Source organism: Lachnospiraceae bacterium oral taxon 500 (genome assembly GCA_002999035.1).
Classification (GTDB): domain Bacteria; phylum Bacillota; class Clostridia; order Lachnospirales; family Vallitaleaceae; genus W11650.
Window position 1 is genome coordinate 1,702,781 of record CP027241.1, and the last position, 15,753, is coordinate 1,718,533.

Annotated in this window: 7 protein-coding genes; all 7 read left to right on the forward strand. The window is 38.9% G+C overall.

Annotation, left to right across the window (positions count from 1 at the left end):
• Window positions 1-372 precede the first annotated feature (372 nt).
• The gene (locus C3V36_07840) at window positions 373-7,791 is read left to right on the forward strand and encodes a hypothetical protein (GenBank protein ID AVM69160.1); all 7,419 of its coding nucleotides are present in this window, start codon (window positions 373-375) and stop codon (window positions 7,789-7,791) included.
• A 435-nt stretch (window positions 7,792-8,226) separates the two neighbouring features.
• Entirely contained in the window at window positions 8,227-8,628 is a 402-nt protein-coding gene (locus C3V36_07845) for an RNA polymerase subunit sigma (GenBank protein AVM69161.1), read from the forward strand.
• Between the two features lie 529 nt (window positions 8,629-9,157).
• Window positions 9,158-9,337: a hypothetical protein gene (locus C3V36_07850; GenBank protein ID AVM69162.1), complete on the forward strand. Its 180-nt coding sequence runs from the start codon at window positions 9,158-9,160 to the stop codon at window positions 9,335-9,337.
• A gap of 197 nt (window positions 9,338-9,534) precedes the next feature.
• Window positions 9,535-11,256, forward strand: coding sequence for a recombinase (locus C3V36_07855; GenBank protein ID AVM69163.1), 1,722 nt, complete (start codon window positions 9,535-9,537; stop codon window positions 11,254-11,256).
• On the forward strand, window positions 11,249-12,925 hold the full coding sequence (locus C3V36_07860) for a recombinase (protein ID AVM69164.1): 1,677 nt from the start codon (window positions 11,249-11,251) through the stop codon (window positions 12,923-12,925). Before C3V36_07855 ends, C3V36_07860 begins: the two co-directional genes overlap by 8 nt.
• Window positions 12,918-14,441 carry a conjugal transfer protein gene (locus C3V36_07865; protein ID AVM69165.1) on the forward strand — a complete coding sequence of 508 codons (1,524 nt, stop codon included), beginning with the start codon at window positions 12,918-12,920 and terminating at the stop codon, window positions 14,439-14,441. Before C3V36_07860 ends, C3V36_07865 begins: the two co-directional genes overlap by 8 nt.
• A gap of 125 nt (window positions 14,442-14,566) precedes the next feature.
• Window positions 14,567-15,715 (forward strand): Fic family protein, encoded by a 1,149-nt coding sequence (locus C3V36_07870; protein AVM69166.1) that lies wholly within the window; start codon window positions 14,567-14,569, stop codon window positions 15,713-15,715.
• Window positions 15,716-15,753: the final 38 nt, after the last annotated feature.

The following is a 15,753-nucleotide window of genomic DNA, read 5'->3' on the forward strand; positions in this document are numbered from 1 at the left end:
TGCCGCTTTTCTTGTATAATTTTCAATTTTATGTTTTAAATAGAATAGACAAATTATGTAGAAAAGGAGTTGACATCCATGGCAAGTAAGAATAGAATTTTCACAGCACAGCACAGCACAGCACAGCACAGCACAGCACAGCACAGCACAGGGATAATTGCGTCTATTTTTACGCTACAATTTTATATAAATCAGGCTAAACGCTACATTTAAGTCTATGACTTGGGTGTGGCGTTTTTACGTGCAAAAAAACAGATTGGCTGAACTATATTTTGGTTTAGTTTGAATATTGTTGCAAGGATTGCGAGAAGCGTAAGCCGTAGCAATCCTGTATCAATTAGCTGTAATATTTAAGATAGGAGATGAAAAAATATGGAAAATAACAAAAGGCGAAGAATGTATCAAAACAGGAGAAGTTTGCCGACCCGTTTGCTTGCTTTTGTCCTGTGCATGGTATTGACTTTGACCTATTCGGGGGTGAATACTTTTGCCATGTCAGACGATGCAAGAGGGGATAGCGAAAAGGAAATTATCGCCTTTTCTTCCTTGCCTGACGGCGTGCGGGAACAGGAAATCCGGCAAGGTGAGGACTTATCGGCAGTAACATTTCCTGATACCTTGCAAATCTTAGTGGAAGAAACTGCCCTTGTAGATAAAAACAGTACGAGCAAGGATAAAGCACTTCCCAAAGCAATGCAAAGTGAACTTCCTTTAGTAGAAACAAAAGAGGAAGAAGCGGAAAACTCTGTAAAAGCAGATGTAGAGGAAACAGCAGAACCGGCAAAAGATAATACATCAGCAGAAGAATCGGTAGAAGCAGAAAAATCTGATACATCAGTAGAGCCGGCTCAAAGCTCCGATGAAAATGAACTGCTAAAAGAAACTACATTAAAAGATGTAACTCTCCAAAATGTAAGATGGGAGATAGACGAAGAAAATAGCAGTAAACCTGTCTTTTCATCCGAAAATATTGGAGATAGCTTTGTATTTGAGCCTGTTATACCGGAGCAGTACAGGATAGCGGAGGATGTGGAACTTCCTAAGATTCATGTAAGCATTAGGGATAAGGAAAGTGTCAAAATAGGCTTTGAGCAGTCGGCAGTTGTAGACGGCGTTAAGATATCCGTCAAAGCGGATGATGGCGTATTCCAAGACGCCAAGGCATTAAAGGTCAGAAAAGTCAGCAATTCAGAGGCAGAAAAGGTCGAAGAGGCCATCGAGGACAAAAGAGAAGGAGACAGAAAGGTCGCCGTCTCTTATACCTTTGATATTTCAGTATTAGACCATGAGGGCAATGAAGTGCAACCTGATACGACAAAGGGAGAAGTGTCTGTCAGCTTTCAGATGGAAGAGGCAAAAAATCAAAACCTAAGTGCAGACATCTATCATGTGGATGAGGACAGTCAAGCAGAAAAGCTTGAGACCGAGGTAAAAGGGGAAGAAGTCAGTGCCAAAACCGACGGTTTTTCTTTCTATACCGTCGAGTTCACTTATGGTAATATGCAGTATGTCCTTGCCGGAGATAGCACAATTGACCTATCCGAGATTTTGGCGAAAGTGGGTCTTAGTGGCGAGGTGACAGCAGTCTCTGTCAGCAATAGCGCCCTCTTTTCTGCCACAAAAAACGCCGACAATCAGTGGCTGATTACAGCACACAGGGCTTTTGACACCAAAGAGTGGATGAAAGTCACGATAAATGGTGTGGTACACGAGATTGCCGTCACAGATAGTCAACACCCTCTAACCGTAACCGGTGGAACGGAGCATGTAGACTATGAATGGAGAGATTACGGCTACATTGAAACTTTAAATAATCACTCTGCTTTTAAAGTAGAAATTAGAAAGAAGTATATCCTTCATATTTTAACCTCGAAAGCCATGGTGATTGAGGGTGATGCCACTAAGTTTAAAGAAACGGACGGTATACTTGCCGGACAAGGCGGTGCCATTGTCATAGCTGAGGGCGTACAGGCAAATATCACCTTAAAAAATACGAAGATATTTCCTATGGTTAATATTCCTCCAATGGTTGTGATGAAAAATGCGGAATGTAAGCTTACCCTTGAGGGAGAGAACACCCTGACACCAAGACTGCTCCATGTAACCGCCGGTGCGGGAGCATTTGATAAAGTGCCTGCCATCTGGGTGCCGGAAGGAGCAAAGCTTACGGTTACCAAAGAAAGCACCGGTACGCTGACAGCAGACTCCGCTTATCAAAATGCTGTTATCGGTGGCTGGCGGTATGGACATGCGGGCACTATTACGATAGATGGCGGAACCTTAAAACTGAATAATGATGGAGATATAAACAGCATAACCAATATATCCGGCCCCTGTATCGGCGGACATGGGAAACTTGACGGTATTACCATCAACGGTGGCAAAATAGAGGCGACCTGTGTGCAAAGTGCCCCTATCGGAATGAGTTATGAGCCTATAGTCGACGTAGACGCAAAAGGAAGAGTTATTGTAAATGGCGGCACGATTGTTACAAAACATCAGACCCGTGATGGTGTTAATCCTTATTATGCAGACGGTATAGGAGATACACAGCATCATACAGCGGTAGACGTTAGAATAAAAGGCGGCAATGTGGATACGGATTTTGATCGGACAAGACCAAAAAATGACAGTGCCGATGTCTATAGAGTAAAGATAAGCTTATCAGGAGTAGGGGAAGGACAGACGATTACAAGCTATACTATGCTTGACGGTACAACTGTCAGCCTAAAAGATGCCAAGACCTTGCCAAACGGAGAGTTGTATCTATGGTTGCCCGTAGATACGATAGTAACAGGCGTTCACTGCAATGGACAGGACTATACAGGTGTGGTAAAAGCGGTAAACAATGATAATGACGCTCAGGCAGTGTTCAGACCGGCAATCGGCACATTAACAGCAGCTATCGGTAAGGCGGAGGATTTTCAAGAGGTTAAGCTTAGTAATACCACAGGCTTGTCAGCAGGGGATACGGTATATCTGTTCTATGCCATAAAACCTGATTGGCGTATATCGGGTATGGCTCTGCGTAAAGCGACAAATCCTGCCATAGTGCCACAGGAAATCAGCAGCGACTTTACTAAGGTCTATGATAACATATACAAGTTTACCATGCCTGATTATAATGTGTGCGTAGACTTAAAATGTGAGGAGATACCAACAAGCGAAACAGAAGCAGGTGATTTTATCATCGATGCCAACTGCAATCACAGCTTTGATGATGTAAGGCGTGTGCTTAGGTTGTCAGGTAATGGCAAAGCAACCATATCAATGAAGCCCGGCGTATCCTCCACTTCAGACCATATCAGAGTAGAACCGGGCTCAAGCATCAATCTGACGATTAGAGACCTGACCGTTTCAACTTCAATTGAAGGTCTATCGGGACTGACTTTCTCTAATAATATCGGAGATTGCCAGCTGATTTTAGAAGGAACGAATAAATTTACCTCAGATGATGAAAATACGCCGGCTGTACGCAAACAAACATTTGGTAAACTGACCATCTCAGGAAAGGGAAAGCTGATAGCGATTGCAACAGGGGCTAAAAGTAACGGGATAGGGTCAGGCGATTGTGGAGATTTGTATATTGAGGGCGGAACCATCTATGCCAAAGCGAGCCATGATAATATGGCAATTGGACATGCAAAAAATGGTTCTGATTCTGTCGTATATTATACAGGAGGCACCGTAGAGGGCATATGCGAAAACGTTCAACTCTACGGCGGACTGACAGGAAAGAATGCACAGGTAATCATTACAGGCGGCAGTCTCCATTCTGTGAATTGGGGCAATTTACCACAAATCCATACTCACCCAACCAACGGCTCTACTAATGTCTATCTGACCACTATCACCCTCGGCGAGGGAGCGACCCTTGCTGCGCAGGCGTATGTAACGGCACTGACAGGCGCAGGCAATTATGGTATCAACCAGATGCACACCGATGATGAGGGTAAGCTCTACCTCTGGTTGCCGGAGAATACAACTGTTACCAAAGTAGAGACGGATAAAGGCATCTATCAAGGCTCAGTGACAACCAATACCGCAAACTATTTTGGCACGGCTAATGCTGTATTTACTTTAGCAGAAAAGCAAGAGGGCAGCGGAAGCGTAGCGATTGAAGGCTGGACTTATGGAGAAAGTGCCAAAGCCCCTGTGCCGACCAGCACAACCAACGGCACAGCTAACGTCAGCTACACCTACTTTACCGATGAAGCTTGCACGACTAAGACCACAAGCGATAACAGCGGTACCGACAACATAGGCAGTGTACCGAAAAATGTAGGAAGATACTGGGTACAGGCAACCTTTGCCGAAACCCCACGCTATAAAGCAGTGATAGCCAAAGCCGGCTTTGCCATCAGCAAGGCGACGGTGTCCTTCACCCCACCGACCCCAAAAACAGGTCTTACCTATACAGGCGAGAGGCAGGAACTTATCAATACCGGCACAGTGGATACTGGCATAGGGAAACTAGCCTATAGCCTAAGTGAAACAGGCACTTATAGCGAAACCATACCGAGGGCACAAGATGCCGGCACCTATCGTGTGTACTACAAAGTTGTCGGCACCAATGCCAACTATGATTACACTAACGCTAAGGGCAGTGTCAATGTATCAATTGCCAAAGTATCAATCACGCCGACAGTGGCGATTACCGGCTGGACTTATAAAGCAAGCCCAAATGCACCGACTGTTACAGGAAATAAAGGAAACGGTGCGGTAACATACGAATACTTTACCGATGAAAATTGCACGACTAAGACCACAGCGGCGAACAGCCTTTCAAACAGCGAGGGCGGAGTGCCTAAAAATGCAGGTAAATACCGGGTTAAGGCAACGATAGCAGAAACAGAAAATTATAATGGTGCTACTGCGAAAGCAGGCTTTGAAATAAAAAAAGCAAATCAGACGGCACTTAGTATTAAGAGTGTTACTGATAAAAAATACGGCGATGCGGATTTTACACTGGAAACAACAGGCGGCAGCGGAAACGGAGCGGTCAGCTACAGCGTGCCTATGGGTAACGGCATACTGGAAATAACCGGCGACACGGCAAAAATCGTCGGAGTCGGTACGGTAACCGTTACGGCAGTAAAAGCCGGCGGCAATAACTACAACGAAACAAGCGCGACCCTTGATATAACCATAGCCAAAGGCGATGAACCTGCGATTGCTTTTCCTACGGCAAGTGAATTGACCTACGGACAAACATTATCCGAAAGCACGCTTACAGGTGGAAGCACCCAGTATGGAACATTTGCGTGGAAAGACGGCAGTATCATTCCTACGATAGATAATACAGGCTATGATGTGGTATTTAAGCCAAATGCTACGGCATTAAAAAACTATAATATTGAGGAAAAAACAAGAACAATAGAAGTAAAAGTAAAGAAAGGAAATCAAACAGGCTTTGCAATTACAGCAATACCTCAAAAGACTTACGGCGATAGCGAATTTAAGCTGACCACAACAGGCGGCAGCGGAAACGGAGCGGTAAGCTACAGCGTATCTGCAAATAACGGCGTGCTTTTCATTGCCGGCGATACTACAAAAATAATAGGAGCCGGAACCGTAGAGATAACAGCCGTAAAAGCAGCAGATGCTAACTACAATGAAGCAAGCAGTAGTATCAGCATTACCATAGCCAAGAAAAAGCTGATAGTAAGAGCCGATGACAAAATGATTGCAAGGAATGACCCGATGCCAACCTTTACAAGTACGGCAGAGGGGCTTGTAAACGGAGATACCTTGATAAATCCAACTTTTACGACAACTGCCGCAAATACAGGCACTAACGGAAAATATGAGATCATAGTAAATGGCGGTACGGTGAAAAATACAGCAGAGGCAGAGGTAACAGGCAACTATGAAATCACCTACCAAAAGGGAGAACTGACAATCGTAGAGAAGCTCTACGAAGCAGAAGTCATAAATGGAAGCGGCAGCGGCAGATACCTTGACGGACAGACCGTTCATATCAAGGCACTTGACAAGTCCGGCTATACCTTTAGCGGCTGGACAAGCCCTGACGGAGTCGTTTTTGCCAAACCATTAGAAAAAGAAACCGACTTTGTAATGCCTGCAAAAGATGTTAAAGTAACAGCAACTTACCGGTCAAACAGCAGCGGTTCCTCGTATGGATATGACAGCAGCGATCCGAAAGACGACGACAGCAGTATAAGCATAAAAACCGAAAAAGCACCGGATTTACCGACAATAGCGGAAATCACTGTCAAAGCCAAAAAAGGAGAGGACAAAACAGCAACGGCGAAACTTTCCGAAAAGACGACCGAAAAAGCCATAAAAAAAGCAAAAGAAGAAGCAAAGAAAAAAGGTAAGGAAGCAAACGGAATAGCCCTTGAAATAAATATGACTATGCCGAAAGGCACAGATAAAGTACAAATGCACCTTTCTGAAAGTACTTTGGAAAAAATGGTAAGTGGTGAAGTAAAACACCTTACTGTAAACGGCTCTTTTGCAAAAGTGGTATTTGATAAAAACGCCATGTTTGAAATCCAAAAGCAAAGCAGTGGAAATGTTACAGTAAATGTCATTCCTGTTAAAAAACTTTCCAAAGCAGCCGAAAAACTCATTGGCAAAAGACCGGTCTATGACATCAGTCTAAGAAGTGGAAACGGCAAGAAAATAACCGCTTTTGGAAACGGCACGGCAACCGTCTTTCTTTCCTATAAGGCAGAGAAAAAGGAAGCAATCGGCGGACTGTATGCAGTGTATGTGGACGAAAAAGAAAAAGCTTCCAAAATAGAGGCTTCCGCATATGATGTAAACAGCAGCTCGGTGATATTTACGACCAATCATTTATCCGTATACGGCGTAGGCTACACCGCACCTTCTGAAAGATTTGACGACACCAAAAACCACTGGGCGAAAGATTATATCGACTATGTGGCAGGCAGAGGACTTATTACCGGAAGCACGGAAAATACATTTTCTCCGAATGAGAAAATGACCAGAGGAATGCTTGTAACGGCACTTGGCAGACTTGCCGGAGTAAATAGTAAAGATTACGATACAAACAGTTTTTCCGATGTGCAAAAGGACAGCACATACCGTCCGTATATCGAATGGGCGTACAGCAAGGGCATTGTTTATGGAATCGGAGACGGAACATTTGCACCGGATAAAAGCATAACGAGAGAAGAAATGGCGATCATCTTGGAAAGATATGCAAAGGCGACAGGCTATAACATTCCCGCATCCCGTGAAGCAAGCACTTATGCAGATAAAGAAAACATCGGAAGCGAGTATAGGACGGCAGTGACAGCTATGCAGCAATCAGGAATTATGATGGGCATAGACGGAAATAAATTCAATCCGAAAGGAACTGCTACCCGTGCGGAAGTATCTGCAATGTTAAGTCGCTATATTAAGCTGACGATTACACCCGAAACGGCACAAGGATTTGCCATAGACGATGCCGGAAAATACCACTGCTACAAAGACGGCAAAGCTATGACAGGAAAACAGACAATTAACGGCATGGTATATTTCTTTGATGAAAGCGGAGTGCTTCAAACAGGCTGGGTCAAAGACGGAAACCGCTGGAGATACTATGACGGAGCTAAGGCACATAAAGGCTGGCTTCACTTAAAAACAGACGGAGAAGAAAAAATCTACTATCTGAATAAGGAAGGACTGCTCGAATCCGGCAAATGGGTAAAGATAGACGGAAAATGGTATTACTTCTATCCCGACGGCACACTTGCGGTAAATACCAAAATAGACGGATACGAGATCGACAGTAAAGGAGTGAGGAAAGAAAAATAGCGATAGTAAAAAAGGCGTTCTACGGGATTTATTCCTAACATAAATTAGCTAAACGCATTAGCGGCTGTTTTTGCACACAGGTGCAGGGATAGCCGCTATTTTTTATGTAATAGAGAATTTCTCTGAAATTCCCTATTACATAAAAAAATCACATTGCGGCAGAACCTGATAATTTTCTTATACGACCCGCCACAGGCGGAAAATCCGGCAAGATTGATTATTTGCTTCTTGAGCAAAACCGTAAACAAGTTGAGGTGCGCAATAAACTTTTGAATGTGATTGGAAAACTTTCGTCAATAACAGAATATAATAAAAATCAAAGAACTTTTCATTGTTTACATCAAAGAGGATTTCGCATGTCAAAATGCCGAGATCCTCCTTTTTTTGTTCAAAGCAGGAATTGTAAAGGTTTGAACAAAAAGGAGGATTTTGCAAATGACAGATGAGAACAAATACATTTATGTCAGAGGCAGGAAGATAAGGGTATCTGACGAGGTGTATAAGGCATATAAAAAAGAATTAAATCACGAAGCTCATTTAAATAGACAAAGCAGAAAGTATAAAGTCTACGGATTTGAGGACTATAAGCTCGATTTAAATTCCATTGCAGATGAACATGTAGATATCGAAAAAATCATTGAAACAAAGATGAGGATTGAGGATCTGTATAAAGCATTGGAAAAGTTAAATGATGAAGAGAAAGAACTGATTTATGCAATCTACTTTGAAGAAAAGACACTCAAAGATATTGCAAATACACACGATACCAATCTGATGAAGATCAGCCGTATTAGAGATAAGATTCTAAGAAAGCTGAGAGATATGTTGGATAGGTAGTTTTTGTGGGGAAGGCAAAGAGATTTATGCTCCTTGCCTTTTCTTTTTTCTCTTAAAAATAAATTTTTCAAAAAAAGTGTTAAAAGCACTTCTGAAAGTAAGGTTTATATATAGAGGGAAAATTTTACCTTGGAAAAATTGAATATATTCTTTTGAAATATAAGAGCGTTGTTCTTTGACAATTTCATAGACCAAAACAGGACGTTAACCATTTATGGAGCAACCTATCTTAAAACGCCAAGACCTTTCTGCTGAGAAAAGATGTATCATAGCAAACGGATATATCCGTTAAAATCTCGGTTTTAATGAATACTTGCAAATGCAGAGGATAAAAGAAAGTGAGCGACAAATTGCAAGGTAAAAAATAGGTGTGGCAGCCTATGTGCGAAGATATAAATGGGGATAATGATACATCTACAGTTGATTGCCGGCTCATCTGGAAAAGGGGCGGAGGTGAAATTCCTATGTTGTCAGCCAAGACACCTGTTAATGTCGTAAAACTTAAAGAAAATGGAAGGAGAAATTTCTTATGAAAGAAAATAACAGAAATCCCACAAAAAAGAAAGCAGGAATGGGACTGCCATATAAAGATAAGCAGAAGATAAATCAAATAGAGGGATATACCGTAACCGTAAGATTTTCCGATAGCGGACTTCACTTAGAATCCTTAATTGACGCATATATCAAAGAAAAACTTTTTGTAACATGATATTAAATCATAATAAAAAGAAAGATATAACGGAAAATAACGGAAACTGACGGAAAATAGAGGAAATTAACGAAAAAGCAGAAGCTTCAGCTTAAAAATCGGTATTGCAATCATTTTTAAGGAGCGGTATAATAAGTACGTGGAAGCCTAACCTTTGTTTGGTTTATTGTATAAATCAAATTGAAGGAGGCTTTTTTATGTTTAAAAATAAGGCTTGTATGTATTTAAGGCTATCAAAAGATGACGGTATGAATAGCGAAAGCAACTCAATTACCAATCAAAGAGAGTTGATACAAAGCTATGCAAAAAACAATGAAATCGAGCTTGTCAAGGAATATGCAGATGACGGATATTCTGGCACAAACTATGACAGACCGGCACTAAAAAATATGTTGGAGGAAATCAGCAAAAAAGACAGGGCATTTGACATCATCCTTGTAAAAGACCTGTCCAGATTCGGAAGAGATTATATCGGAGCCGGAAAGTATATTCAAAAAATATTTCCGCAGCTTCATATCAGATTCATCTCCATCGATGACAACTACGACAGCAAAAATGCGGATATGAGTGATAGTAACCTGATCTTGCCGATTAGAAACTTTATCAATGACAGCTATGCCAGAGATATATCCAATAAGATAAAAAGCTCACAGAAGATTAAAAGAGAAAAAGGAGAGTACATCGGCTCTTTTGCTCCCTACGGCTACAAGAAATCGCAGGAAAATAAGAATAAGCTGATCGCAGATGAAAATGTCAGGGATATTATTAAAAGTATCTTTGATATGAAACTAAAAGGCTATTCTTCTAAAGCCATTGCAGAGGAATTAAATGATTTAGGGATAGATTCTCCTAAAGTATACAAGGAAAAGCAAGGACTAAACTATAAAGGCGGATTTAAGGTAAAAAAGGGAAGAAACTGGTCGGCTAAGTCCATTAACCGAATCATCGAAAATGAAGTATATATCGGCACCATGCTGCAAGGCAAAAGTGCCACAATCAATTACAAAAATAAGAAACAAATTGAAAAAGACAAAAGAGATTGGGTTAAGGTGGAAGATACCCACGAAGGAATCATCAGTAAAGAAGTATTTTACATTGCAAACCGTATGTTAAAAAGAGATTTTTATAATACAAAAGAGAAAAAGACAGACCTTTTCAGTGGAATGTTATTTTGTAAAGATTGCAACAGTGCTCTTGTAAGACGAGTTGTAAAATATAAAGAAAAAGAGCAGGTGTTTTATATCTGCTCAAAGTACAACAAAGAAAAATCCTGCACAAGACACAGCATTAAAAACGAAGATTTGGAAGAAATAATGGCAGGCATTTTTGACCATTACCTGATATTTCACGAAAATTTGTATCGAAAAATTAAAGAGATTGATGTTTCCAAAAATATTACAGACACTCATATAGGGATACTTGAAAGAGAAAAAGAAATGACACAAAATCTATTGTCCTCCCTATATGCAGATTTGGAAGAAGATATTATTTCCAAAGAAGAATATCAGATGTTTCGTGCCAATTACTTGGAGCAAATTGCAAAATTAAATGAAAATATTGAATGCAGGAAGAAAAAACAGGAAACGGTCAAAGAGAGAATTAAAAATAATGAGAGCTGGCTGATAGACATCAAAAAATATAAGGCACTCACAAAACCGGACAGGCTTTCCATTGTTATGCTAATTGATAAAATCCTTGTAGGAGAAAACAAAGAAATTGAAGTAATTTTTAATCATCAGGAAGAAGTCGCCCTGTTGGAAGCTATGGCAAGTAATAGTGAAGAAAAAAACATAACAGATAAAACAGGGATAAACGATAAAAAAGATAAGGAACAATTCTCTCAAGGCTATAAGCAGCAAACATCATTACAGTTTGTAACAACTCAAAAAGCTGTAGGAAGTGAGGTTTGCCATGGCTAGAACAAAAAAGAGGTATGAGGTATCTGTTACAGAGAGAAAAAGCGGAAAGAACAATATTTTCTATCGGGCAGGGATTTATACCAGATTATCCCAAGAGAGAAAAGAAGAATACAGGGATAAAAGCAATTCTCTTGCTATGCAGGAAGAACTTTGTATCAAAGAAGCCAAAGAAAAGGGAATCAGCATAGTTAAAGTCTATCAGGACTATGAATATACCGGAACAAATTTTAAAAGACCTGCTTTTAATGAAATGATGGCAGACATTAAGGAAAGAAAAATCAACTGCATTATTGTAAAAGACCTTTCCAGATTTGGAAGAGAATACTTGGAGATTGGAAACTACATCGAAAAAATATTTCCTTTCTTGGAAGTTCGCTTCATATCCGTAAATGATCATTTTGATACGGAAAATAAAACAGATGATAAAAAATCCTTTGAAGTTACAATCAAAAATATCATCAATGACCTGTATGCGAAAGATATTTCCAAAAAGGTAAGCAGCACCAAGCAGGCAAAGATGAAGCAGGGATACTTTATAGGAACTTTTGCCCCTTACGGCTATAAGGCGGTAAGAAAAGATAAGGGAAAAGTCTTAATCATAGATGAAAAGGTGAGGGAAGTGGTAGAGCTTATGTTTGACTTAGCCTGCAAAGGAGCATCTCAGGTAGAAATTGCAAGAGAGCTGACGAAAAAGTACACAACCCCATGGCAGTATATGAAAACTGGAGAAGTTTTAAGAAGTCCGGATAATAAAAAACAATGGAATCCCGGTGCGATTGGACAGTTTTTTGAAAATGAAGTCTATATCGGAAATATGGTACAGGGGATGCACGAGAAAAAAAGCGTCCGAAAAGAAAAAGGAGCATATAAGCCTGTAGAAGAATGGGTTAAAGTGGAAGATACGCATGAAGCGATTATTGATAAAGAAACATTCTTTGAAGTTCAAAATCTTAGAAAAGAAAAAGGAAATATTCAAAGAGAAAAATATAATTTATATACAAAGACCGAAACAACAGATAACAAATACAAAGGACTTTTGATATGTAAACACTGCGGGCGGTTATTAAAAATGCGGTACAGAAATATTTCTAATGAATATTATTTCTTTTGCAGAGGAGAAGACTGTCTGTTTGAAAATGAAGTACACTGCAAGATACGGGAAAGTGAAATTGACAAAATCCTGTTTCACACTGTAAAAGAGAGCATCGGCAGTTTAAGCCCAAAAGACGACTGGAAGAATAAGCTGGAATATTTTTACAAATGTCAATTAAAAGATATGGAAAATAAGCTTAAAAAGCTTCAAGGAAAGAAAGAGCATAAATTATCAGAGCTTCAAAGGAAATATGAAGAATACGTGAAAGGAGAGCTTTTATTAGAAAATTACCAAAAAGAAAAAGCTGATATTCAAAGGCAAATTTGTTCTGTTGAAAAAGAAAGTGGGATATATTTTGAAAAGCAAAAAATAGCAAAACAAAAAAGAAGAGAGCTTGAATGTTTTATCAACAGTCTGTTTGATATAAAGTCTAAGGATACGGACAGTATAGACGAGGAGTTTATCCGTAAAATCATTGATTTTATTACCATATCAAAGGATAGAAAAGTGATAATACACTTTAAGTTCGATATAGTAGAAGAAATGGAGCTGTTAGGAGGGCTTGGTTATGAGTAAATTAGCTATTTATCTAAGATTATCCATAGAGGATTATCAAAAAGAAGGAGAAAGTGAAAGCATTCATAACCAAAGGGAATATATCAAAAGTTATATAAAAGAGCATAACGATTTAACAGGATATGAAGTATCGGAATATGTAGATGACGGATTTTCAGGCACCAATCCGAACAGACCGGCATACCAAAGATTGCTTGAGGACTTAAAAAACAATCAGATAGACAGCATTATCGTAAAGGATATGTCCAGATTTTCAAGAGATTATATCGAAATGGGAAACTATTTAGAGAATATCTTTCCATTTATGGGCATTCGGTTTATTGCTATCAATGATGCTTATGACAGCTCAAAAGAAAGAAATAACGGAACAGAAATTGATACCCAGTTTAAAAGCCTGTTATATGATTTCTATTCAAAAGAATTATCCCAAAAAATAAGGGGTATCTCTCAAGAGCTAAAATCGCAAGGAAAAAACACGAATGGCTTGGCACCGTTCGGCTACCTGAAAGACCCGAATAATAAACACCGTATTATCATAGATGAAAAGACGGCATTTATTGTAAAAGAAGCCTTTGAACTTATCTTGCAAGGATATTCTTGCAGACAAATAGCAGGAATATTTAATGAAAAAGGATATATTACCCGCTCCGGAAGAAAAGAAGAGCTGGGAATCATAAGCTATGAGAAGAGTTTAAAAACCGGAACGGAAGTAAAAAAGAGAATGTGGCAGGGAATGACAATTACCCAGATGACCGGTATGGAGCTATATACCGGAGATTATGTGTATAATAAACTGAAAGAAACCCATATAGGCGGACGAAAAGTGGAAAGGCTGCCCAAAGAAGAGTGGAAAAGAGTAGAAAACACGCATGAAGCAATTATATCCAAAGAAATCTTTCTAAAAGTGCAGGAGATAAAAAAACAAAGGAGAGGTGAAAATTTTAATCATCGAAAAGAAGCTACAGATGAGTTTATTCCAATATTCAAAAGAAAAGTATTCTGTAAAGAATGTGGAAGCTCGATGTACTATAGAGGAGAAAGCTATCAATTAAAAAAAGGCGTATATCGGTATAAGCGCTATTATTGTCTATATTGCAAAGAGAATAAAAGAAGTAATAATATAAAAGAACAAACTTTGGAAGAAGCTGTGTTGAAACGGTTGAAGAATGCCCCTGCTCTGACGAGTAAAGAAAACCCTGCACTTGATACAAAAGTAAATCAAAATTATATCAAAGAGATTGAGGATATAAACAGCAGCCTGCAAAAAGAATATGAAAAATATAAAAATAAAGAGCTATCGAAGGAGGAATATTTACAGGAAAAACAAAATCTCTTGCTGAAAAAACAAAAGTTAGAGCAGGAATTGGAAAAAGAGAGTATTTCCAAACCTGCAAATGAGCTACCCGATTTCGCAGGTGGTAGCAAAATCACGAAAGAACTTGTGGATACTATGGTGGAAAAAATTGTGGTATCAAGATATGGAGAGGTAGAAATTGAATTAAAAGAAAGGGAATAATTTATGACAAAAAATTTTACTTATAAGGATAACAGATATTTTAAGTAAAAAAAGTGATTGAAAATTTTACTTAAAACTGATATTCTGATTGTAAGTAAAAAAAATTTAACTTAGAGGATTGGATTATGAAATTAGAAACAAATAGAGCCGGTATATTGAAAAGGATGCAAAGTGATTATGAGTGCTTTATTCCCCATAATTTAAAAGAATTGAAATTGGACATAGATGATCAGCTTCAGAGTTTGATAAATAAAGCCTATTTGCTTTTAGGAAGGTTAGACGGTATGGCAATTACCTTGCCGGACATTGATCTTTTTGTGTCTATGTATGTGCAAAAAGAAGCAGTTATCAGCTCTCAAATAGAGGGGACACAGGCTTCTTTGATTGATGTTTTACAAAAAGATAGAAATAACGAAAAAATAAAAGACACAGAGGAAATTGTCAATTATATAAAAGCAACAAATTATGCGTTTAAAAGATTGGAAGAGCTGCCTTTATGTATGAGATTGATTAAAGAAACGCATTCTGTTTTATTGTCGGGTGTCAGAGGCAATGAAAAATCACCGGGAGAGTTTAGAAAATCTCAAAATTGGATTGGATATACCGGATGTACATTAAATACAGCAAGCTTTGTTCCGCCCTCTCCGGAGGAAATGGAGCATTCTCTGAGTGATTTAGAGAAATATATACATGAAGACAGTTCTATTTCAAATCTGATAAAGACTGCATTGATTCACTATCAGTTTGAAACGATACACCCATTCTTAGACGGTAACGGGAGAATGGGAAGATTGCTTATTGTATTGTTTTTGAAAGAGCGAGGGTTGATTGAATATCCCGTTTTGTATTTAAGTTACTTTTTCAAAAAAAATAGAAACAGATATTATGAATTATTGAATAATGTTCGTATCAAAGGAGAATTTGAAGAATGGATTAAATTTTTCATAGAAGGAATATGTGAAATATCTGAGGATGCTATTTCATCAATCCAAAAAATTCTAAAATTAAAAAGGATTGATATGGAAAAAATTCGTAATATACCAAAGGGAAATATTTCAAGTCTTCTTTTGGTATATGATTACCTGTTAAAGCATCCATTCTTGGAAACGGAAGACATCAGGCTCTTGTCAGATTTGAGTAAACCAACGGTAAATAAATTACTTGAAACTTTAACAGAACTTGAAATATTGGAACTCGTGGAGGAAAAGAAAAGATATAAGCAATATGTATATAAAAAGTATGTCGATATTCTTTCTGAAGGAACAATATTATAAAGAACGATTAGAAGAATCACTTAAAGAAATTTAGGTGA